The sequence below is a fragment of the Akkermansia sp. genome, from assembly GCF_020860705.1.
In the GTDB taxonomy this organism is placed as follows: Bacteria; Verrucomicrobiota; Verrucomicrobiia; order Verrucomicrobiales; family Akkermansiaceae; genus Akkermansia.
In genome coordinates, this window is sequence record NZ_JAJBTT010000018.1 from 111613 (window position 1) to 132294 (window position 20682).

At 48.1% G+C, this 20682-nt stretch carries 17 protein-coding genes; 3 read left to right on the forward strand and 14 right to left on the reverse strand.

The features are described 5' to 3' along the window. Positions 1–13 precede the first annotated feature (13 nt). The 9 genes from ileS to LIO64_RS03785 form a co-directional block, all read right to left on the reverse strand. Positions 14–2743: an isoleucine--tRNA ligase gene (gene ileS, locus LIO64_RS03745; RefSeq protein WP_290548108.1), complete on the reverse strand. Its 2730-nt coding sequence runs from the start codon at positions 2741–2743 to the stop codon at positions 14–16. A 437-nt stretch (positions 2744–3180) separates the two neighbouring features. Further along, the gene (locus tag LIO64_RS03750) at positions 3181–4161 is read right to left on the reverse strand and encodes a hypothetical protein (RefSeq protein ID WP_290548109.1); all 981 of its coding nucleotides are present in this window, start codon (positions 4159–4161) and stop codon (positions 3181–3183) included. A 20-nt stretch (positions 4162–4181) separates the two neighbouring features. Next, complete coding sequence (locus LIO64_RS03755) at positions 4182–5828, reverse strand: hypothetical protein (RefSeq protein WP_290548110.1); 1647 nt, start codon at positions 5826–5828, stop codon at positions 4182–4184. Next, positions 5815–6687 (reverse strand): hypothetical protein, encoded by an 873-nt coding sequence (locus LIO64_RS03760; protein WP_290548111.1) that lies wholly within the window; start codon positions 6685–6687, stop codon positions 5815–5817. The genes LIO64_RS03755 and LIO64_RS03760 overlap by 14 nt, the downstream gene beginning before the upstream one ends. A 5-nt stretch (positions 6688–6692) precedes the next feature. Next, positions 6693–7766 carry a glycosyltransferase gene (locus tag LIO64_RS03765; RefSeq protein ID WP_290548112.1) on the reverse strand — a complete coding sequence of 358 codons (1074 nt, stop codon included), beginning with the start codon at positions 7764–7766 and terminating at the stop codon, positions 6693–6695. Between the two features lie 70 nt (positions 7767–7836). Further along, positions 7837–8337 (reverse strand): hypothetical protein, encoded by a 501-nt coding sequence (locus LIO64_RS03770; RefSeq protein WP_290548113.1) that lies wholly within the window; start codon positions 8335–8337, stop codon positions 7837–7839. Positions 8338–8366: 29 nt separating this feature from the next. After that, on the reverse strand, positions 8367–9032 hold the full coding sequence (locus LIO64_RS03775; protein ID WP_290548114.1) for a hypothetical protein: 666 nt from the start codon (positions 9030–9032) through the stop codon (positions 8367–8369). Between the two features lie 321 nt (positions 9033–9353). After that, a complete protein-coding gene (locus LIO64_RS03780; protein WP_290548115.1) occupies positions 9354–9857 on the reverse strand; it encodes a hypothetical protein in 504 nt (167 codons plus the stop codon). Positions 9858–9889: 32 nt separating this feature from the next. After that, the gene (locus LIO64_RS03785) at positions 9890–10546 is read right to left on the reverse strand and encodes a hypothetical protein (protein ID WP_290548116.1); all 657 of its coding nucleotides are present in this window, start codon (positions 10544–10546) and stop codon (positions 9890–9892) included. Positions 10547–11277: 731 nt separating this feature from the next. On the opposite strand from LIO64_RS03785, the gene LIO64_RS03790 reads away from it, so the two are divergent. Then, a complete protein-coding gene (locus LIO64_RS03790; protein WP_290548117.1) occupies positions 11278–12174 on the forward strand; it encodes a polysaccharide pyruvyl transferase family protein in 897 nt (298 codons plus the stop codon). 219 nt (positions 12175–12393) lie between these two features. Here the strand turns inward: LIO64_RS03790 and LIO64_RS03795 are convergent, their stop codons facing one another. The 5 genes from LIO64_RS03795 to LIO64_RS03815 all read right to left on the reverse strand — a co-directional run bounded on the left by LIO64_RS03795 (position 12394) and on the right by LIO64_RS03815 (position 17928). Beyond that, the gene (locus LIO64_RS03795) at positions 12394–13434 is read right to left on the reverse strand and encodes an alpha/beta hydrolase (protein ID WP_290548118.1); all 1041 of its coding nucleotides are present in this window, start codon (positions 13432–13434) and stop codon (positions 12394–12396) included. Then, positions 13431–14483, reverse strand: coding sequence for a M28 family peptidase (locus LIO64_RS03800; protein ID WP_290548119.1), 1053 nt, complete (start codon positions 14481–14483; stop codon positions 13431–13433). The genes LIO64_RS03795 and LIO64_RS03800 overlap by 4 nt, the downstream gene beginning before the upstream one ends. A 41-nt stretch (positions 14484–14524) precedes the next feature. Continuing rightward, positions 14525–16888 (reverse strand): glycoside hydrolase N-terminal domain-containing protein, encoded by a 2364-nt coding sequence (locus LIO64_RS03805; protein ID WP_290548120.1) that lies wholly within the window; start codon positions 16886–16888, stop codon positions 14525–14527. Between the two features lie 52 nt (positions 16889–16940). Then, positions 16941–17261, reverse strand: a complete 321-nt coding sequence (locus LIO64_RS03810; protein WP_290548121.1) for a DUF3784 domain-containing protein — start codon at positions 17259–17261, stop codon at positions 16941–16943. A 163-nt stretch (positions 17262–17424) separates the two neighbouring features. Next, positions 17425–17928, reverse strand: a complete 504-nt coding sequence (locus LIO64_RS03815) for a DUF456 domain-containing protein (protein ID WP_290548122.1) — start codon at positions 17926–17928, stop codon at positions 17425–17427. Positions 17929–18056: 128 nt separating this feature from the next. Here LIO64_RS03815 and bla point away from each other — a divergent pair, with 128 nt between their 5' ends. Together bla and LIO64_RS03825 are read left to right on the forward strand one after the other, a co-directional pair. After that, complete coding sequence (gene bla, locus LIO64_RS03820; protein WP_290548123.1) at positions 18057–18980, forward strand: class A beta-lactamase; 924 nt, start codon at positions 18057–18059, stop codon at positions 18978–18980. Between the two features lie 72 nt (positions 18981–19052). After that, entirely contained in the window at positions 19053–20678 is a 1626-nt protein-coding gene (locus tag LIO64_RS03825) for an FtsX-like permease family protein (RefSeq protein WP_290548124.1), read from the forward strand. Positions 20679–20682 lie beyond the last annotated feature (4 nt).

The window sequence follows — 20682 nt, forward strand, 5'->3', positions numbered from 1 at the left end:
GGGAGGTTGCGGTTCAGGAAAGGACTTCCGAGCAGCGTTCGCACACGTCGCCGCCGTCCGCCGCGGGTTCGTACCGCCGGCAGCGCGGGCACATGGCGTGTTCCGTCTTGGCGGCGGAGGCCGCCAGCTCCGGCCCGGTCTTTACGTCCAGGTCTGCAATGATGAAGAATTCCGTGGCAAAGGCCCGGTCTTCCAGCAGAGCCACCACGTCCTCGCTTTCATTCGCCGGGACGGAGAGGGAGATGGAAGCCTCGTTGTTCTTGGAGAATGCCTTGGCCTTCACCTGTTCTTCAATGGCTACCTGGATGACAGATTTGATTTCCTGAAGGCGGGACACGGCGGAGGACGCCTCCTGCGTGTCGTATTCCGGCATCGGGGCGGGGAAGTCCTGTTCATGCACGCTGCCTTCATAGCCGGCGTACTCCCAGGCTTCGTCCGCCGTGAAGGCCAGGATGGGGGCCAGCAGGCGGCACAGCGCGCGGAAGATGATGGTCATGGCCGTCTGCGTGGCGCGGCGGCGCACGGAGGTGACGGAATCGCAGTACAGGCGGTCCTTCGTGGTATCCACGTACAGGGCGGAGAGGTCGCTCGTACAGAACTGGTTGATGACGCTGAACGCCTTGCGGAAGTCATAGGCTTCATAGGCTTTCAAGGTTTCCTTGATGACGGCGTTCAGGCGTTCCAGGATCCAGCGGTCCAGGATGGGCATGTGTTCCGGAGAGACGGCCTGCGTGGCAAAGTCAAACCCGCTGATGTTGCCCAGCAGGATGCGCAGGGTATTGCGCAGGCGGCGGTAGGGTTCCGTGACCTGCTTGAAAAGGTCTTCCCCGAAGGGGACTTCATTCTGCCAGTCCACGGAGGCGGCCCACAGGCGCACGATGTCCGCGCCGTATTTGTCGTAATAGTAAGCCGCGTCAATAGGCTTGCCGCTCTTGGCGTCGGATTTGGAAGTCTTTTTCCCGGTGTCCTTGTCCACTACGAAGCCGTGGGTCATCACGGCCTTGTACGGCGCCTTTCCGCGCCAGGCGACGGAGAGCATCAGGGAACTCTGGAACCAGCCGCGGTGCTGGTCCGTGGCTTCCAGGTACAGGTCCGCCGGAGCATTCAGGCCGGAGCGGGAATCCATGACGGCCATATGGGAGCTGCCGGAATCGATCCAGACGTCCAGCGTGTCCTTGCCCTTCTTCCAGGTTTTGGGCAGGCCGAGGCGTTCGCACAGGTCTTCGTCGGAAAGTTCAAACCAGATATTGGAGCCGTGGGCTTCCACCATGTCCGCGATCTTGCGGACCAGGGCGGCGTCCAGAACGGCCTTGCCGTTGTCGTCAAAAAAAACGGGCAGCGGCACGCCCCACGTGCGCTGGCGGGAGATGCACCAGTCCGGGCGCGCCTCCACGGTGCCGTAAATGCGGTTGCGGCCCCAGGCAGGCAGCCACTGCACCTTGTCGATCTCTTCCAGGGCCTGCGGGCGCAGTTTGTCCATGGAGATGAAGAACTGTTCCACGGCGCGGAAGATGATGGGCGTCTTGGAACGCCAGCAATGCGGGTACTGGTGGCGGTATTCCTCCACGCCAAAGAGGTTGTTGTCCTGTTCCAGCATGGCGATGATGTCCTTGTTGGCGTCAAAGACGTGCTTGCCCACCAGGGCGGGAACACCCACTTCCTCCGTGTACTTGCCGTCGTCGTCCACGGGGGAGAGGACGGGCAGTCCGTACTGGCGGCCCACGTTATAGTCGTCCGCGCCATGGCCGGGAGCGATGTGGACGGCGCCGGTGCCGGTGTCCGTGGTCACGAAGTCCGCCAGGATGATTTTTGACGTGCGGGGAAGGAAGGGGTGCTGCGCCTCGCAGTTTTCTAGGTCGGCCCCCTTGAATTCACGGATGGTTTCCGCAAGGGCCCAGCCCGTCTTCTGCGCAAAGGCGTCCAGCAGGTCTTTCAGGATGATGAGCGTTTCCGTCTGGCCGTCCTTCATGAACTTGCCGGCCACGTACGTAAAGCGGGGATGGAGGGCAATGCCCACGTTGGCGGGCAGCGTCCAAGGAGTGGTGGTCCAGATCACCATGGAGGCTTTCAGGCCCAGCGGATTGTCCAGCAGCGGAAAACGCACGAACACGGAAGAACTGACCTTTTCCTTGTAGTCGATCTCCGCTTCCGCCAGCGCCGTGTAGGCTCCGTAGGACCACTGGACGGGCTTGCGGCTCTGGTACACGGCTCCGTCTTCCACCAGCTTGGCGAATACGCGCAGGATGTTGGCTTCATACGCCGGCTTCATGGTCAGGTACGGGTGCTCCCAATCGCCGAAAACGCCCAGGCGGCGGAAGGAAGTCCGTTGGATGTCAATAAAGCCCTCCGCAAATTCCGCGCAGCGGCGGCGGATTTCAGCTGCGTCCAGGTCGCGGGCCTTCTGCACCACCTTGAATTCGATGGGCAGCCCGTGGCAGTCCCAGCCGGGAACGTACGGGGCGGCATAACCGGCCATGGTCTTGGACTTGAGGACCAGGTCTTTCAGAATCTTGTTCAGGGCAGTCCCCATATGCACGTCGCCATTGGCGAAGGGAGGGCCGTCGTGGAGCAGGAACCGGGGTGCGCCCTGTTCTATCCTGCGGGACAAAATTCGTTCGTACAGCCCGGTGTCTTCCCACTTTTTCAGGCGTACGGGTTCGTTTTTCGTCAGGTCCCCTCTCATGGGGAAGACTGTCTCCGGCAACAGGATGGTGTCTTTGTAATTTTTTTCGGGCGCACTCATGCGCGTGAAAAGTTAGCATCCGTCTTGACAGAGGTCAATACCCCGGTATGGCACATTCAGGTGCTGGGGTTGGCGAAAACGATCTCAGAAAAGGAACAATGCTACAAGAAAGAAAATGATTGAGAGGACCATTTTGCGAATAGATATAGGAACCGGAACACATTTTTAATTTTTTGGGCAATATCCTGTAAATGATTTGGAAGTCGATGCAATTTCCTTCAGCGTTTTTATACTTGAGGTACAGTAGTACTCTAATGAGTTACTCTAGGATTCGAAAATTTGAAAGTAAATGAATTTTACAATATCAGCATCTGAGATAAAAACATATCTATGCCGCATAGAACATATTTTATAAAATTCAACGAGAGACATGAATTTTTATGGTTATGGAAAAAGTAGAGTGAATTTTCTCTCATAGAAGATATTACGGCGAAAAATTAGGGATCTACACATTTGAAACAGTATTTTCCATCGTCATTCTTAACAAAAAATTGAATTTCTTGAGATGTCCATTTTATTTGAATAGCATTTTCAGTGAAATGCAAAATATCTCCTTCTTGTCCATTTCCAAGTAAATAAGCTTTCCCTGAAAAAATCCTCATTGTGTCATCCCAGTAAGGATGATGAATTTCCAAGAGATATTCATTTTTGTCTATATCGGTACAGACAGAATGATTCTTATTTCTAAAATGTTGTTCTAGAAATTGCCCTCGTGTTACAGAGATGTTTGATTTTTGACATATAATATGATTTCTTATATTGTTTTCTTTTAAAAATTTATAGATATTCCGACATCCAATGTCCTGCATGATAAGAAACATGAGATGATCTTCTCCAAATCCTATTTCTGAGCAGCCCCTCTCTATCGTGCAGCGTTTTATCATGGTGCTCATGTAGGAGGGATCGGATTCGCAACGAAACAATTGTTCAATCACTGCCGGACTCATCGAGAAAGCCGCACCGAAAGATGCGTTGGGGCATTCCATCAGACAAGGGAAATTCTGGCGGGAAAAAAGAACAGTACCTTCACCTGCTAGACAATAACTTGAAAAGTTTTTGGGAAGGAGTTGATGAAATTGATTGATGGTTTTTATATAATCATGGCTATAGAAATCATCATCATCAATCTTTAAAAATAAATCATAATCCATTTTTTTTATAGTTCTTATTGTATCTAGAAAATTGGATAATTGGTTCTTATTAGGAAATATTCCTAATGTTATTTTTTTTTGATTGATGAATTGCTTGAAATGAGGCTCAATCAGAGTTTTTACGCAATATTCTGTTAATCCTTTAATTGCAACAAATAAATGTACATCACTGTAGGATTGATGGAGTATTGTAAAAATTTGCCGTATTAAGTCACTTGGACGTTTATATGAACTTAAGCAGGCGGCTATTTTTAAATGTTTCTCCATATAATATTCTGAGAATATATTTATTGCATATTAAGTGATGTATGAACATAAACGCCTATGGCATTTTTTTCAAATTCTTCTTTTCCCTTTTCTCCCCAGTCAATGATGAGTTTTTTATCGTTGAAAAGAATAACATCTGCCTTCTCATTAGGTATATGAAGTCGATATGCATGAGATTGGAAAATCCGTATAGCGTAATGGGATTTCGAGCATTCTATTTCAACAATATGTTCTTCCAAATCTTCTTTTGAATGAATATTGGTATTCTGCTCTCGAAAACAGCGTTCGAGGAACCCTCCTCGTGTAACGGAATTATTTCCTTTTTGGATAATTAAATAAGGAGAAATTTTTTGTCTCTTTACAAAATCATAGATATTACAACTTCCTTTCTTCATCATAATACTGTGAAACAATGAGTCTTCTCGAAATCCGAAATCATGAATATTTGCCGATGAATCTATAAATTCTTGTATTAAATCAGGATTTTGTTCACAATTTATAATTGTGTTCATGCATTCTTTAGTTAAGACAAGAGAACTTCCAAACATTTCAAGTTCTTCTTCTTCAAGGCATGGAAATCCTTTATATAAGTGGCACGTTAAAGCGCTCCCACAATAATAACTTCCACAATTTTGTGGGATGATAGTATGAAAGTTATTTATTGTTTCAAGATAAGACGGGCCATAAAAATCATCATCATCTATTTTTGCAAATAAATCGTATGAAGAAATATCGATATTTCTGACTGTATCAATGAAATTAGATAATTGATTCTTATTTGGATATAGACGTAGAGTAAGCCTTCCTTCCTGCTGATAGGTTTTACACTCAGGTATAAGTATTTTTTTAAAAAAGTATTCACTAATTCCCTTGACGGCAACAAATAAGTGAAAAGAAGTATAGGATTGATGCATGAAGGAATGTATTTGACGCAACAAATCTCCGATTCTCTTGTAGGAGGAGAGGCATAAAGCAATTTTTCGTTTTCGCAAACTATATGAATTTTCAGAGTAATGTAGGTTTTTTCTTGGCTTTTGATAAAAACAATCAAAACTACTAATCATAATTTTTATTTTTCCCCGTGAATGAGCAAATTCTAAGGCAGTATCGGTGGGTAATGTATAAGTCAGGAATATATTTGCAATTTTTTTGCGACTTTTTGAAGGAATAACCATTGCGTGAGTGCCCCATACGTAAGGAGAATTTCTACTCCAATATTTTGTTTGGAATGGAATAAAATTTACTTCTTTAAATGGCGTCGATGGTGTTGTTTTATGAGAATAAAAAAGTCTAAAAATATCGGTATCTGGATATTCCGCAATATATTTTTCTAAAGCAGTTTTTAGTAAATGTGCCGAAACAACAGGAGTTGCATCACTTTCTCCAAAAATGATTAGGTCGTCATTTTTAAATTTTGGATCCAAAAGCATCTTAACGAAAGAGATTCTTAATGATCGTATGCATGGTTTATTGCAATCTTGGGGATCGGATCCTAAAAATTCAAAGAAATCTTTATATTCATAATTTGTATCTTTTAATTCATGCACAGCTTGGCTTGTAGAATAGGGTATGACGTCATAGCCCAATTCCAGCATTTCTTCAATGCCTTCCAGGGCTTCTCCTGGAGATTGGAGTAGAATACATTTCATGCAACTAGTCTGCTTCATGTGTTTTTAATGTCAGATAATCATTTCTATATTGTTTACCTTGTTTATTTAAAATATCAGAAGACCATGAAAACCAATCTAATTTTAACGAATCAGCAAAAAAATGATAAATTCCAGCGCATCCTGTGCTGATTCTCCGGAAGAAGTTTCGAGGATATAATTGTATGATATCTGGTTGGCTCCAGTTTAAATGTTCTGCTGTATATGTAATCAACGGATCAGAGTGATTGAATAAGTGGATGGCACGAAGATTATCGGGACTACACCAGTGAGCGCTGGCTAGATTATTATCTGGCATTGGATATGGAATGCAAGTCATGCACAATCTTTCGCTAGAGTAAATAATTCCTCCCAAATGTTGGCAAAGTTTGCCATAGATTACATCTTCGAATCCTTTAGAAGGAATATTGTCAAAGCTGACTATTTTCTCTATCATGGAACGTGAAAGGAAATATCCGGCTCCTCCGCTGGGATATCCTTGAGTCTGCAAAGATGTGTTTCCTATAAGATCCGCTTCTGGCTGAAGCAAGGAATGAAGCCGTTCCGTTTTTACATACGTATCATCATCACATTTGAAAAACCACTCAAAATCATAATTCAGCAGTGCATATTTAAAAAATGCCAGGATTTTTTTCGGCAAGTGTTCGTAATTATCGCAAACTGGAAGATAAACAACGTGCTCTTTTTCAAATGCATATAGATAGTCCCCTCCTACGAATATTTTGCATTGTATATTCCAAGGTAAATTCTTCATCCAGGTTTCTCGTACAGCCTGTTGACGTTCATTGGCGTGTAGACAGGAACAAATACCGATTAAGATGCGAGAACATGGTTCACGAATGAATTTTACATTCTCCATTTCATCTAAATGTCCATATTATTGAGGACAGTAAAAATTTCTTTCCAGCTTTCCAAGGAAGATTCTTTATTACTGAGCAAAAGACCTCGTTCTCGTGCGGCTGCCGCCATATCGTATCTTTGGTTAGGTTCATAAGCCATTTTGCTTGCATAATAGATAAAATCTCTTTCATTGTTGCATAACCATCCTGTTTTACCATGTTCAATCATTTGTTGCCATCCTCCTGCGTTATCTACGATCAATACGCTCCCACTGGACATGGCTTCAAAACCTATACGCGGCCAATTTTCAACTGTATTGCTTGGTTGTAAGATAATCTCACAATGCTGATAAAATTCCTGTTGTGATACTTCTTCTTGATTAAGAGCTGTCCGTATCCACGGCGGGGGAGGACCTGTTTTTTCTTCGCTTCTTTTTCCGAATCCGAGAAAGAGTCCCCGTTTGGGAATTGGGGATACAAAAGACTCATAAATGAAGAGAGTATCTTTAGCAAATTTATCGGCTTCCTGTCGAGAAATCCGCCCACATCCAAAATATTCGTTCCTACGTTTTTCGATAAAGGGAAAATCTTCACGATGAAAATATGGAATGAATTTTTTAAATTGTATTTTAGGATTCTTGTTAAAAGCTTTTAACTTGATTTTGTTTTCCTGCATAACTCTTTCGTTTTGATAAAGAAACATGGCAATCTCACCTTTTCTCATAGCCTCTTTTTCTTGAGGGAAAAGCCAACTCATACAATTTACAAAAACAGTTTTCTTAGTGTAAGTGCGTATCTGAGGAAGCAGTTCTAAAAATTCCCCATTGCAGAAGCTAAAAATAGGATCTTCTTCTGTTAAGGAAGAATAGTCATTAACCGGATGTATATGCACTCCACGGGCAAGCATTTCTGGATAAAGTGGATTTCTTTCTACTCTCCATGGAGGGATTAAGTGAACCTCCATTCCCATGAATTGCCAGATCAGGATCTGATGATATAACTCAGTTCCGGCGCCTCCGTAAAGTTCTGGAAATCCAAAAACAAATAAACGTTGCATTTGTATGTTAGCTGTCCCCCAATGTGTGAAAGTAATACTCAAGGGGGTTATAATACACTGCGTTATGTCGGTGATGTTTGGAAGTCTCCGAGAATAATAGAAACAAAAAATATTAGTATATTCTAAAATAATACGGTATAAGTTTTGAGATTTTTTCAATCTCTTCTTTGTCAGAAGGATGTCCCGTTATGATAACCAATTGATTATTATATATGCTTCCTTTCATGATTATAGGTGGTCCTTTTCCTGCATCTGCGTTCGTCCAATCGTTCTCTTGAAGTTTCTCCTGAATTTTTTGTGCATCTATATTATTTAGTTTAGCGATTATTACAGTATATTTCGAATTATACTTTGATTTTTCTGGAGGACGATAGGAAATGCGAAAACAGATAATATGAGTTTTTCTTTCGATAAGTATTTTTTTTGATTTTTTAAAATAATCAAATTGTTTTAACCCAAATTCTTTAATTGTTCCAATGTTTTCTAAAATTAATTGTGATACTACTTGGGGTTCATTGATGCAATTAATTTTGGTGTTCGTAATTGAATGGTTAAAAGAATTAGTCCAAAATGATCCAATACTTGTTGCAAAAAGTATTGTTATAATATCCATGATTTTAAAACTTCTATTTAAAATATTGATTAAAATGTACCAGCAGGATACCCAGGAGGAGGAGCAACAGGCGTAACGGGGGGTTTGACTGCTGCTTCAATACTGAGTTTGATATATCCATCTTCTGCTAAACGAGTTAGTACTTCATCTGTTGTCCCCCCAGCCTGAGCTCCGCATAAATTGATGATAGTTAACACAAAAGATGCAAAATCAAATACTTCGATACATCCAAGCCCTCCCATTGCATAATGAGTGAATTGTGATGGTCCTGCATGTACAAGAAAATTACCATAAATCAAAAATGCTCCATTTTCAAGATTTTGCATACTATGAGGATTATAATTTGGGTCGTAAGTGGTCAGTACATAATTTTGTGCGTCTGCGAGACCTGACATAAATACATTTTCATTTGCTGTGGTTTTGGACGGCATGAATCTTAATGCATAAAATATAGAATCAACACCGGGAAATTTTGTGCTAGTTAGCACCACTTTGTAGATAGGAACTTCGTATGCGAATCCTGTCTTTATAGGATAGCATTTAGCTAAATATTTGAATTCTACTCCTTCTGATTCATATTTTGTTGAGGTTACTTTGATAGTAACAGTTCCCAACCCAGAACCACTTGGATTCGGATTGAATGTTCTGGAATTTGAAGAATTGATAACAGGATGGAATTTTGTTAATTCACACATAATATATTGATGTTTTACGTTATAAATGAATATGGGTAGAGCTTTTCCCCTACTATTTGAAACGATAACGAAATGTAAATATAAAAGTCAAGAAAAAATAATGATTTGTCGGAAATTTTTCATTTTCTCTACTCTATACATGTATGGTTAATCTTCTTGCCGAATGATTAAAAACCTATTAACAAGAAGCAAATGAAAGCGGAAACCAAACACAAATAATCTTTGCATCTATTAGTAAGCTGAATCGTTATTTGTGAAAAAGATGTAATATATTTCCCGGATGCGTTCGAAAGTATCCGCAGGAATATTGTAAATGGGAAATTAATCCGTTTTAATATAATCCGGGATTATATCCATTGTTTTTCTCATTATTGATTCATCTTCAATTTTTCCATACATTAGAATAAGAGTGTTAGAAATGACTTTGGCAAGATAACGACTGCTTGCTTTTGTATCTGTTCGTATTCCTGTGTCTTGTTTTTTGATTTTGTCAGATATGATTTTTCTTTCCTGTGGGTTTAATTCCATGATTATTGCAAAAATAGAATGACTGTTTTTAGAAAGAGGATCTTGATGAGATATCATAAAACGGACTAAAGGAACTTGTGATTTAACAGGTAAATTATTTTTTTTAATAAAATAATTAATGCAATCCAAGGTATAATCTTTTCTTTCCTGTAATGGACTTAAGATAAGTTTTCCATTTTGGATGCAAGACGTTATACAATTTTCTTTTGAAGATACAGAAGGATGTTGGGAAGATGATGCCCAAAGACTTCCTGTTCCTATTCCTATACAAAGTAATATTGCTGATGGTTTTTTCATGACGGCCAGTATTGTAAAGTGGAATGGTAGTATTAAAAAGCGCCATCAGGATATCCAGGAGGTGGGGCAACAGGAGTAACTGCTGGCTTGACGGCTGCTTCAATAATGAGTTTGATGTATCCGTCTTCGGCCAATCGGGTTAAGACATCATCCACCGCTTCTCCGGATTGGTCGCCGCACATATCAATGATTTTCTCTTTAAAGGATTGGAAATTGAATACTTCGATACATCCAAGACCTCCCATGCCATAGTCTGTGAATTCCGCCGGTCCTGCATGTACTAGAAAGTTGCCATAAATTAAAAATGCTCCGTTATCAAGCCCCGGAACGCTATGGGGGCTATACTTACGATCATAAGTGGTCAATACATAATTTTGAGCATCTGCAAGTCCTGACATACCTATATTTTCCTGTTCTGTACGTTTGTAAGGCATAAACCTTAAAGCATAGAAGAGGGATTCAAGACCAGGAAATTTTGTGCTGGTAAGCACAATGTTATAAACAGGAACTTCATAAGCAAATCCTGTTAATATAGGGTAGCATTTGGCTAAATATTTAAACTCCTTTCCTTCTGGTTTGTATTTTGCTGAGGTTACTTTGATTGTCACGGTCCCCAAACCGGAACCACTGGGATTTGGATTAAATGTTCTCCCTTTTGAAGAAGTGTCGAATACTTTTTGGATGTTCATGATGGATTGTTTTTTTAAGGTTATGGAAAAATGCAGGCGTGAGCTTTTCTCCATTATTTTCCAATGGAAGAGAATTTTTTATAAAAGTCAAGAAAAATTATTATATCTCAGTGCATTTTTGCGTATTGCTCTAAAACAAAACACACTGGAATAAAAATCATAGATGTAGCTCAATATGAACAAGATAGCTATATGTGAATATGAGAAAAAGATATAATGATATTTGTTATAAGTAATTAATATAAAAATTATTATGGGAGTAATTGGTGTGATTGAAAACAGATCATATGCCTTCCTTGACTCAACGAACAAGATATGTAAGTCATCAAGAACATCCGGTTTGCTTTGAAACGACTCTGGGGGAAAAAATTCTATATCCTGTGACCAACATGGGCTCTGTATTAATATGACATTCTTCACTCCTCCCTGGCGGTGAATCCGGGGAAATATGAGAAATAAAATTTCACTGTTACCTCAAGTAACTCTTTTGAAGTAAAGCAAAAACTGAAAAGTTACTTACATTATTTCCATCAATGGAAAGAGAAATATGGAAAGAGGAGAGGGGAAAAATGAAATTGCAAATGTATTCCCTATCCTTCACTATTTGAGTGTGTTCTATTTTGAGGCAAGACAGCCCTATATATTTAGAACTCTCGAGATGAATGGTATAGTTTCCAGTACATGAATTTTAGCTTGTCTTGAAAAGGAAAAGATTACTCCTATCATTTTTTATGAATTCCGTTATTTCTATTCTCCTTGACCTTGGTGAATTTATTTATAAGCCTAATCCTGGTAATATTGGAGATGCATTGATTGCCGTAGCAACTAAAAAATTGTTTTTGGAATATAATTTACCTTTCATCCCCGCTCATTCTGTAAGCCCAAATACTCTTTCATATAACTTTGTTTATGGTGGAGGGGGAGCCTGTATTCCTGATTGGGGGTGCATTCCCACTCTTATACAGCTTTTTTCTTCCCCACAAATGGATCGCGTTGTCATTCTTCCCAGTAGTTTTTATGGTTGTGAAGCTTTGCTTGAGGTTTTCGATGAACGTTTTACTGTTTTTTGTCGGGATGAAATTAGTTTTAACTATTGCACTTGCAGGAATCGAAAAGCACGGTTCTTACTAGCCAATGATATGGCCTTTGGGTTGAATGTTCGTATGTTCCTTAGTGAAGAAATATGGAAGACGGCTATTTCGAATTCAAATGTATTTCTTTTGACTGAGGAATGGATTAGAAAATCTATGTATACTTTACAGGATGGGAGGAAAGTACTTTTGTTTTTACGAAATGACAGAGAAAGCCGTCTTGGAATAAGTCATTCTATTCGTTATAAATATAGGACAGTGGATTTATCTGCCGTTCACTGTGACGACTGGTGCGACGCAAATTTGGCATCTACTTGGAGTTATTTATTTCTGACTTGTTTGGATAATGCAGATGTTATTTTGACTGATCGGCTTCATGCAGCTATTGGTGGTCATTTATTAGGCAAGGAAGTTCACATTTTGGACAACACTTATCGTAAACTTTCCAGCGTTTATTATTATTCTCTATATAGAAGTCCCAATGTAAAACTATTGTCCTCTCTGGAGGAATTTCCTTATTGGCATGCTTTGGTTTGAATAGATATGAGGGCTAAAAAATGATTATTTCTGAGTCCCCGTTGTATATATGCTATGGTTTGCTACTTGTTCTTCTTTTTATAGAGAGCAAGTTTGGCGGACGAATTCGAACTGTTCGGGAGGAAGCAGGAATAGCTTAATGAGAAAGTTCGTCAAATATTCCCTCTACGTGTCGGGTAGTATAGACCATGAGGCATGAGGGAAACTGTAAAGTACGAGTCAGAGGACACTGTTTTCATGTTCCCTTGTTTCGGCTGTAGAATCCGGCTGGGAGCACTTTTGGGAGAGGGGCGAAGACAGTAAACCCCGTTCCGCCAGCCATTGTTCGGCGGCAAGAGGCCATGCGTCCGTAGGATTGCCGCGCTTCTCCATGCCGTAGCCGTGCCCTCCCTTGGAATAAAGGCGCAGGGTTACGGGAACGCCGTTATTCCGGCAAGCCTTCTCCATGAGCTGGCTGTTGGCGCAGGATACGCCGTCATCCTGCGCGTGGACGAGAAACACGGGCGGCGTGTGCGGTGTGACCTGTTGTTCCGGGGAGCACAGTTGTTCCATGGCCGGGTCCGGTTTTGGCCCTATGATCTTGTTGCGCGAACCATGGTGGACGGCTTTGGGAGTCATCGTGATGACGGGATAAATCAGCATGGAGAAGTCTGGCCGGGCGGAAACGGAGTTGAGGGGATTGCCCTCTTCCACCAGGAGCGTCTTATCCCACAAGGTCGCAGTCATGGCAGCCAGATGACCGCCTGCGGAAAAGCCCATGACGCCGATTTTCCGGGGATTGACGCCGAGTTCCCCGGCGTGCTTGCGCGTCAGGCGCACTGCCTGCCGGGCGTCCAGCAGGGGGCCGGGAAATTTGCCGATGGCATCATTCTCCTGGGAAACGCGGTATTTGACGGCAATGCCCACCATCCCACCTTCCGCCGCCCATTGGGCGATCCGGGTGCCTTCCTTTTCAATGGCCAGGAGCGTGTAGCCTCCGCCCGGAAAGATGCACAGAGCCGGGCGTTTGTCCTGCGGCTTCCATCCGGCGGGGAAATGAAACTGCATCTGCGCTTCACCCACCTCCGTAATGTGGCCCGGGGCAACCTGTTTTTCCTGCCTGTCTGCGGCTTTGAGGCCCAGCGGAATCCAGCCGGTGGAAAAGGAGGCCTCCCCGGATTCCGCGGGCAGTTTTTTAATGGCTGCAGAAAAGGAATCCTCCCCGGATGAAGCGGGAACGAGGATAAGCGCGGCGGCACAAAAAAAGGACGGAATGTTCATGGCTTGTTGGAAAGGGAGATGATGAGTTTGGCGAGTCCCTGCACGACTTCCGCGAACTGGGGATAGTCCAGCTTTTCCGCCGTATCGCTGGTTTCATGGTAGTCGTCACAGCGGAGGAAGGCCGTATCCGTGGCGGCGAAGGAAGGAATGCCTTCCTTCATGTACCCCCAGTCGTCAGACCAGGAGACGCCCCTGGCGTAATAGGGGAATACGGCGGAGCGCACCGGGAAGCGGTTCAGGGCGGAAAATTCTTTCGCGCAGGAGCGGGCCAGCTTCCGGCCCGTGTTGGTGGACATGAAGGCCACGTAGTCGCAGCGGTCCGGCAGTCCCGCCAGTCCGGCGGCTACGGCGGAGCTGCGCTTTTTATTCACCCGCGGGGAATAGCAGCCCAGCGTCTCCAGAGCGATCATGCCCGTGATACGTTCCCTGCCTGGGCCGGCGACTATGGACTTGGCATGCACCACGCTTCCCATGGAGGGCGTCTGGTAGAAGGGCGGCTCTTCGTTGGCGTATGCCACCAGGCAGACGTCGTGAAGGGTGGGTATAGCTGCCAGAGCCCTGGCTATTTCCAGCAGGGCGGCTACGCCGGAGGCATTGTCATTGGCACCCGGCGTTCCGGTGCGGGCCGGCCTGGCGGGACCGTGGCCGTGCCAGTTGTCCATGCCCACCCTGGTATCGTAATGGGCACCTACGATGAGCATTTTAGGCTGGGGGGAAGTTCCTTTTTTGACGGCAATCACGTTATATACCGTCCGGTCCTTCACCGCGCCGAATTCCGTGGAAGGCGGAATGTCCACAGCCTGGCGCGTGACGGTGTAACCCATGTCCGCCAGCGCTTTTTCAATGTAGCGGGCGGAACGCTCCATGGTGCCCGGTTGATAGGCGTTGCGCTCCCCGATGGTGTCCGCCAGATGGAACACGTGTGCTTTCAGGAGCGTTTCCGTCTGGTCCGTTTCCGGAATTTCTCCGTTTCCGCAAGGGGAGAAAAGCTTGGTACAGGAGCCCGTGAGGATGCAGGCCGCCGCAAGCAGCCCTAATTTGAGAGGCATGAAAGAGAAGTTCATGGCAGGTATTGGAGGTATGGTGGATGCTAATGGGGAAGCGGCTGGAAATCAAGCTGCGCCGTTTCCCCTTTTTTCATGACCAGGTCTTTTTTCCGGCCCTGGTGCATGAACCGGAATTTGCCGGGGCGGCTGGCCGTGGCGGTAGCCCGTACCCGGCCGTTTTCCCAGGACAGGTCCACTTTCAGGCCGGCCCGCGTGTGCAGTCCCGTGGCGGAGCCTTTCTTCCAATGGTCCGCCAGAGCCGGGGCCAGCAGGATGACCTGGAAGCCGTCCTGCATGATCTGGCTCTGGATCAGGCACTGGACCACCCCGGAGGTAAAGCCGAAGTTGCCGTCAATCTGGAAGGGGGGATGCAGGTCAAAAAGATTGGGATTGATGTAATGTTTCAGCATAATGTACATCCTGTCCTCCGCGGCGTTTCCGTCGCCCAGCGTGGCGTAAAGGTTGATGAGCCACGCCGTGCTCCATCCGGTTCTGATGCCGTTGTTTCCCATGTCCGCGTATTTGCGCCGGAAGTCGGCGGATTTACGGACGGCCTCGGCATATTGCGGCGTGTTCAGCACGTCCCATTCCGTGCCGGGAAACAGGCCGTAAAGATGGCTGATGTGGCGGTGCCCTTTCTGCATTTCTTCAAAGGGCTTCTGCCATTCCTGCACCCGCCCGTCAGGGCCTATGGCCGGCTGGGGAATGTTCCGGAGAAATTGCGCGGCTTTCGCCAGAGTCGGGGTACGGACGCCCAGTTCCCGGCAGGCGTAGATGTAATTGCGGAGCGCCTCCCGGCCAAGAAGCTGGTCATGGGACGTACCGTTGGAAACGTAGGAAAGCACGTTGGGGCCGGTGCCGTCAGGCGCATGGAATCCGGTTTCCGGGGAGACTCCGGGACCGGAAAGAAAACGGCCCTGGCCGTCGTCTTCAAACCAGGACATGATGAAGCGCGCGCTGGATTCCAGGATGGGAAGGGATTTTTTCAGGTCTTCCCTGTCTCCGGTGAAGCGGTAGTTGTCCACCAGGTGGGCGCAGGCCCAGGCCCCGTTCATGAGGCTGGCGGCGAATTCCGGGCTGTTGCCTGAAAAATAGGTGTGTTTCCAGCAATCCGTATAATGGCCGAAGCAGAAGCCGTCCCGCTGGAGGAAGCGGGCGAATTCTTCCCCGTAGGGACGCAGGCTCCGGACAAATTCAAGGTAGGGGCGCTGGAATTCTCCCAGTCCGGTGACATGGGACGGCCACTGGTTCATCTGGCTGTTGATGTTCAGGAAATAGCAGCCCATCCACGCCGCCCTCATTTCAGGATTCCACAATCCCTGCAATCCGCATGGAAGCTGGCCCGGCCTGGTATGGACGATCGTGCAGAAACGGCCGAACTGGAAAAGCTGTTCCAGAAGGTCCGGGTCCGTTTCTCCCTGCCTGACCCGTTCCAGCCTTTGGGAAGTGGTCATGGCGGAGACCTGGGGCGGGGAATCCCCCAGATCCACCTGGCAGCGCATCATGAGCCGGGAAAAATAGTCTTCCGTTTCCTCCTCCAGTTTCTTCCAGCCTTTCTTCCGGGCCTTCTCCAGAATTTGCGTGTTTTTATCCGCCAGATGGTGAGTCAGGGGCGATTCCGGTTTCCGGATGTTGTAATCCGTGGACGTGGAAGAAAGCACGAGCACTTCTTTAGCGGAATCCAGAATGACCGTTTTCCCCTGGCGGGCCACGGAAGCTCCGGGAGCCAGGACAAGCACTGTGTTTTCAAACCGGGTTCCTCCGTTGCTGCCCTGTCCCGTCAGAACCCAGCCGTTTGGCCGTGCGGTAATTTGGGCCGATGGGTCCGGATGCTGCAAGTCCAGGGCGATGCGGCACCCGGACGGAAGAGTGCAGGAGATGTGGTACGCGGCGCAGTCGCTGACCGGAGCCGCCAGAATTTCCGTGGACAGTTCCCCCGTGCCGAATTGCACGCGCGTGGAGGCCTTTCCCCGTTGCATGTCCAGCGTGCGCCGGTAGGAGGTCTGGGAGGGCAGTCCCTGGAATTCCACCTGGAGAAGCCCTCCCTGCTGGTAGTCTCCCGCAATGGTGCCGACCAGGATATCCCTCTGGAACACCTGGTCCGCGCTCCGGTATTTTCCTTCACTGCAAAGCCGGCGCGCCTTGTCCAGGGCTTCTGCGGCGCCTTCTTTCATGCGGAAATCCTTTTTCGCAAAGATGCTCCCTTCATTGAGGACGATGGTTTCCTTCGGAAAAACGCCGAAGGAAAGTATGCCCAGTCTCCCGTTGCCCGTGCCGTATCCCTCTGTCCATTTCCGTGCAGGTTCAGTAGATGTGACCTGCATGGGCGCGGGAGCGGCCTGGAGAGGGGCGGAGGCTAGAAGAAGGCAGAAGAGGGGGATGCGTTTTACGGTTTTGGATACAGCCATGAGAGAGGTTGAACGTTTTATCAAAAGAAAAAAGAAGTGGGATGAAAAGCCGCTATTTCCTGAACCGGTTGCCGGTGCCGGCGTAAATGACGGCAAACGCCACGCTGCCTACCAGAAAGCACAGGGCCGCCGACAGGATGATGGAGTTCTGGAGGAGGATGCTTGCGAGCCAGAGCAGCATGCCGAAAGCGAGGCAGTACATGATTTTACCCATGAACCGGCACAGGGCGTGTTCATCGTATTGCTTTTTCTGTTCCTTGCTCATGGTATTGTAGCCTGCGATCAGGAAGGAACATTTTCCCATGGAAAGAATGACTCCAAGAATGATGAAGCCTGCCATCATGGCGATAGGTATCAGAATAGGTGCATCCATAAGCCGGAAAAATGAGGGGAAATCTGCGGCTGGTCCGCCGGATAAAAGTGTAGAGTGCTCTTTAACGGTATACGTTAGGGAAATGGATTTTTTTCAAAGGAAGAAAAGTGTCTGTTTTTCCGCCGGGGGATCCCGCCGGGCGGAAAGAATGGGTCCGTTTTAATCAGAACAGGAAGTAGCAGGAGCAAAACCAGGCGATGATGAGCAGGCCGCAGGTAAATTCCAGCAGCAGCCCGGTGAGCATTCCCAGAGCCGCTCCGGAACCGGCCTTGAAGGCGGCCATGATGTCTTTTCTGGCAAAGATGAGTTCCGCCAGGAGCGCCCCCAGGAATGGCATGAACAGGAGGCCGACGATGGGGGTGAAGAGGATGCCTCCCGCGATGGCGCCGAGGATGGCCCCCCAGATGCCCGCGGCAGTGCTGCCGAATTTTTTTGCGCCCATGCCTCCGGAGAGCTTGTCAATCACCAGGCCGCCCGCCACTAGGAGCGCCAGTACCGCCCATTCCCACCACGCCAGGTGTCTGGCTCCCATCACCCCTTGCCAGATGCACCCGGCCGCAATGATAATGATGCCGGGAAGCATGGGAATGAGCGTGCCGATCAGCCCCATGCCGAACAGAAGCAGGGTGACACACCAGACGAGGGTTTCCGAAAGGATAGGGAGCATGGTTCCGTTTTTATCAGGAAGCGAAGCGGGAGGCAAGGCTTCTGCCCGGCTTGCGATGACGGAAAAAAAGGGGGCAGTGAATGGATTGCTGTTGCGGTTTTTGCAGGTCCGGTATGCAATGATCCCCCATGATTTTTCCCGGTTCTTTTCTGCGCGGTTTCCTGGCGTGCTCCTGCGTTCTGTCCCTGGGGATTTTACCCGTTCCGGCCGCGGCTCCTGCGGTTGATTCCGCCGCCGTGGAGAAGCTGGCGCATTCCCTGAAAGCCCAGGTGGGCATGGCCGCGGTGATGCTGGACACGGGGGAAACCGTGGCGATTGGAGATGAGACGGCCTATCCCATGCAGAGCGTCTTCAAATTTGTGCTGGCCCTGTCCGTGCTGAAGCGGGTGGACCAGGGAGCCTTGAATCTGGACCAGATGATCCATATCAGCCCGGAACAGTTGGTAAAAGATACGTGGAGCCCCCTGCGGGAACGCTTTCCGCAGGGAGGTGATTTTTCTTTAAGGGAACTGCTGCGCGTGACCGTTCAGGAGAGCGACAACAACACCTGCGACCTTCTGTTTTCCCTCATCGGCGGAACGGGGGCCGTGCAGAAGGATTTGAAGGAATGGGGCATCAGCGGCATCAACGTCCGGTTTACGGAAAACGAGATGCTGCGGAATCATGACTTGCAGTATGTCAATTCCAGCCGTCCGTCAGCCATGAATGCCCTGCTGCGCGCGTTTGACGAGGGTAAAATCCTGAAAAAAGACACGCAGCGCTTTCTCTGGGATATGATGGCCGGCTGCGCCACGGGAGCCACGCGCCTGAAGGGGAGGCTGCCGCAGGATTATGTGGTGGCCCACAAAACCGGATCGGGCTTCACCTCTCCGGAGGGCGTGATCACCGCCGTCAATGACGTCGGCATCATCGTTCTTCCCAACGGCAGAAAAATGGCGGTCTCCGTCTTCGTGATGGACTCAAGCGATTCTGCTGCCGCCTGTGACCGGGTGATCGCTTCCATGGCACAGTGGCTGTGCACGGAATGGCAGGGTGCCAAAGGAAGTAAGTAAACCGTCCCGCTCCGGAACATGTTTTAGGCTTGGAAAGGGGGCCGGGATCAGGCAAGGTGTGCCGCGTTATTCATGAAGAACCTATTGAGCCGGTACATCAGCCTGAGCCTGGCGCTGCGGTATCTGAACCCGCTGCGGACTTTCTTTTCCATCATCACCCTGATCTGCCTGCTGGGCGTTTCCCTGGGGGTGATGGTGCTCATCGTCGTGCTGTCCGTCATGGGCGGCCTCCAGAAGGAAATCCAGGGGAATCTGTTTGCGCATTCCCCGCATGTGCAGGTGTGCTACCGGAATGATTTCGGCGTGCGGGAGGTGATTCCGGACTGGGTGGACCTGAGTGAAAAGCTCCGGCACGTTCCCGGCGTCCAGTCCACCTACGCCCTGATTGAGGATTACGCTCTGGTGGATGTGCAGGGACGGCAGAGGCCCTGTTTTTTCCGGGCCATTGATACGGAAAATACGGCCCAGCTGGAAGATTTGAAGCACCTGGTGGAGGCCGGAAATGCGGATCTGGACATGGGGGAAAAGGCGGTGGTTTCCTCCATTGTGGCGGAGAACATGGGGCTGAACGTGGGGGATATGGTCCGGGTGTACACTACCCGCAATTTCCAGGAAATTTCCCACGCCTACCAGCAGACGGAACTGCCGGTGCTGGCGGAAAAGAACGCCCGGGAGCTCCATGATTTGAAGGAATGGGGAAAATCCCTGAAAACGGTGAAGGAGCGTGAAGTGGCTGGAAAGGCCTCCGTGGACAAGGTGTTCAACCTGCTCAACGGACTGCTGTCCGTCCCCCGCAGGGATGCGGAACGCTCCAGCCTGATGGATCTGCTGGCTGTGCTGAATGACGGGGAAGCCGTGGATGGCGGCAGCGTGGCCTTCCCGGAAGGCACGCGTAAGGAATGGGAAACGATTCTGGGCGGCTTCAAGGCCGGACAGAGGAATGAGGCGGACATGGAATGCTTCCGGAAGATCAAGGAGCTGGTCATGCCGAAGGATCTGGAGGTGATCGGCATTTACCGGGCCTCCCAGCATACGCCCAGCCCTGATCTGTTCATTCCGCTGGTCATCGGTCAGGAACTGCTGGGGTATGAGGATGACGTGGTGCAGGCCGTGGCCCTGCGTGTGGACGATCCCTACCATGTGGAAACCATGCTGGCGCCCGTGATGCAGGCCCTGGAGAAGGAAAAGCCGTCTTCCGCGTGGACGCTGGAAACCTGGCATGACCGTTTTAACGCATGGTTTGAACTGATGCAGAAGGAGCGCATGATGATGAGTTTTGTGCTGTCCTTCATCTCCCTGATTTCCGCCTTCTGCATTATGGCGGTGATGTTTACTGTCTCCATCCAGCGGAAAAGGGAGATCGCCGTGATGAAAGCCCTGGGGGCGACTCCGTTCCAAGTGGTGCGCGTCTTCCTGTGGCAGGGGGTCATCATCGGCTTTGCAGGGGCTCTTCTGGGCGTGGGCCTGGGGCTGCTGGTATTGGAATACCGCATGCAGATCCAGGGTTTTCTGGCGGGGATAGGCTTTGACCCGTTCCCGGTGGCGTTCCACGGTACGGAGAGTATCCCGGTGGTGATTGACTGGGGAGAACTGGCGTGGCAGGCGGTGAAGGCTTTCGTCATGGTCGTGGTAGCTTCCATTATTCCGGCCCTGATTACGGCGCGTCAGGACCCGGCACGCTCCCTGCGCAGCATGTAACAGG

What these genes read in the sequence shown, in the direction of transcription:
- LIO64_RS03760 (WP_290548111.1), bottom strand. Translation starts at nt 6,687, where the DNA reads ATGGAGAATGTAAAATTCATTCGTGAACCATGTTCTCGCATCTTAATC.
- LIO64_RS03770 (WP_290548113.1), bottom strand. Translation starts at nt 8,337, where the DNA reads ATGGATATTATAACAATACTTTTTGCAACAAGTATTGGATCATTTTGG.
- LIO64_RS03810 (WP_290548121.1), bottom strand. Translation starts at nt 17,261, where the DNA reads ATGGATGCACCTATTCTGATACCTATCGCCATGATGGCAGGCTTCATC.
- LIO64_RS03785 (WP_290548116.1), bottom strand. Translation starts at nt 10,546, where the DNA reads ATGAACATCCAAAAAGTATTCGACACTTCTTCAAAAGGGAGAACATTT.
- ileS (WP_290548108.1), bottom strand. Translation starts at nt 2,743, where the DNA reads ATGAGTGCGCCCGAAAAAAATTACAAAGACACCATCCTGTTGCCGGAG.
- LIO64_RS03795 (WP_290548118.1), bottom strand. Translation starts at nt 13,434, where the DNA reads ATGAACATTCCGTCCTTTTTTTGTGCCGCCGCGCTTATCCTCGTTCCC.
- bla (WP_290548123.1), top strand. Translation starts at nt 18,057, where the DNA reads ATGATTTTTCCCGGTTCTTTTCTGCGCGGTTTCCTGGCGTGCTCCTGC.
- LIO64_RS03800 (WP_290548119.1), bottom strand. Translation starts at nt 14,483, where the DNA reads ATGCCTCTCAAATTAGGGCTGCTTGCGGCGGCCTGCATCCTCACGGGC.
- LIO64_RS03790 (WP_290548117.1), top strand. Translation starts at nt 11,278, where the DNA reads ATGAATTCCGTTATTTCTATTCTCCTTGACCTTGGTGAATTTATTTAT.
- LIO64_RS03805 (WP_290548120.1), bottom strand. Translation starts at nt 16,888, where the DNA reads ATGGCTGTATCCAAAACCGTAAAACGCATCCCCCTCTTCTGCCTTCTT.
- LIO64_RS03825 (WP_290548124.1), top strand. Translation starts at nt 19,053, where the DNA reads ATGAAGAACCTATTGAGCCGGTACATCAGCCTGAGCCTGGCGCTGCGG.
- LIO64_RS03755 (WP_290548110.1), bottom strand. Translation starts at nt 5,828, where the DNA reads ATGAAGCAGACTAGTTGCATGAAATGTATTCTACTCCAATCTCCAGGA.
- LIO64_RS03780 (WP_290548115.1), bottom strand. Translation starts at nt 9,857, where the DNA reads ATGAAAAAACCATCAGCAATATTACTTTGTATAGGAATAGGAACAGGA.
- LIO64_RS03815 (WP_290548122.1), bottom strand. Translation starts at nt 17,928, where the DNA reads ATGCTCCCTATCCTTTCGGAAACCCTCGTCTGGTGTGTCACCCTGCTT.
- LIO64_RS03775 (WP_290548114.1), bottom strand. Translation starts at nt 9,032, where the DNA reads ATGTGTGAATTAACAAAATTCCATCCTGTTATCAATTCTTCAAATTCC.
- LIO64_RS03750 (WP_290548109.1), bottom strand. Translation starts at nt 4,161, where the DNA reads ATGGAGAAACATTTAAAAATAGCCGCCTGCTTAAGTTCATATAAACGT.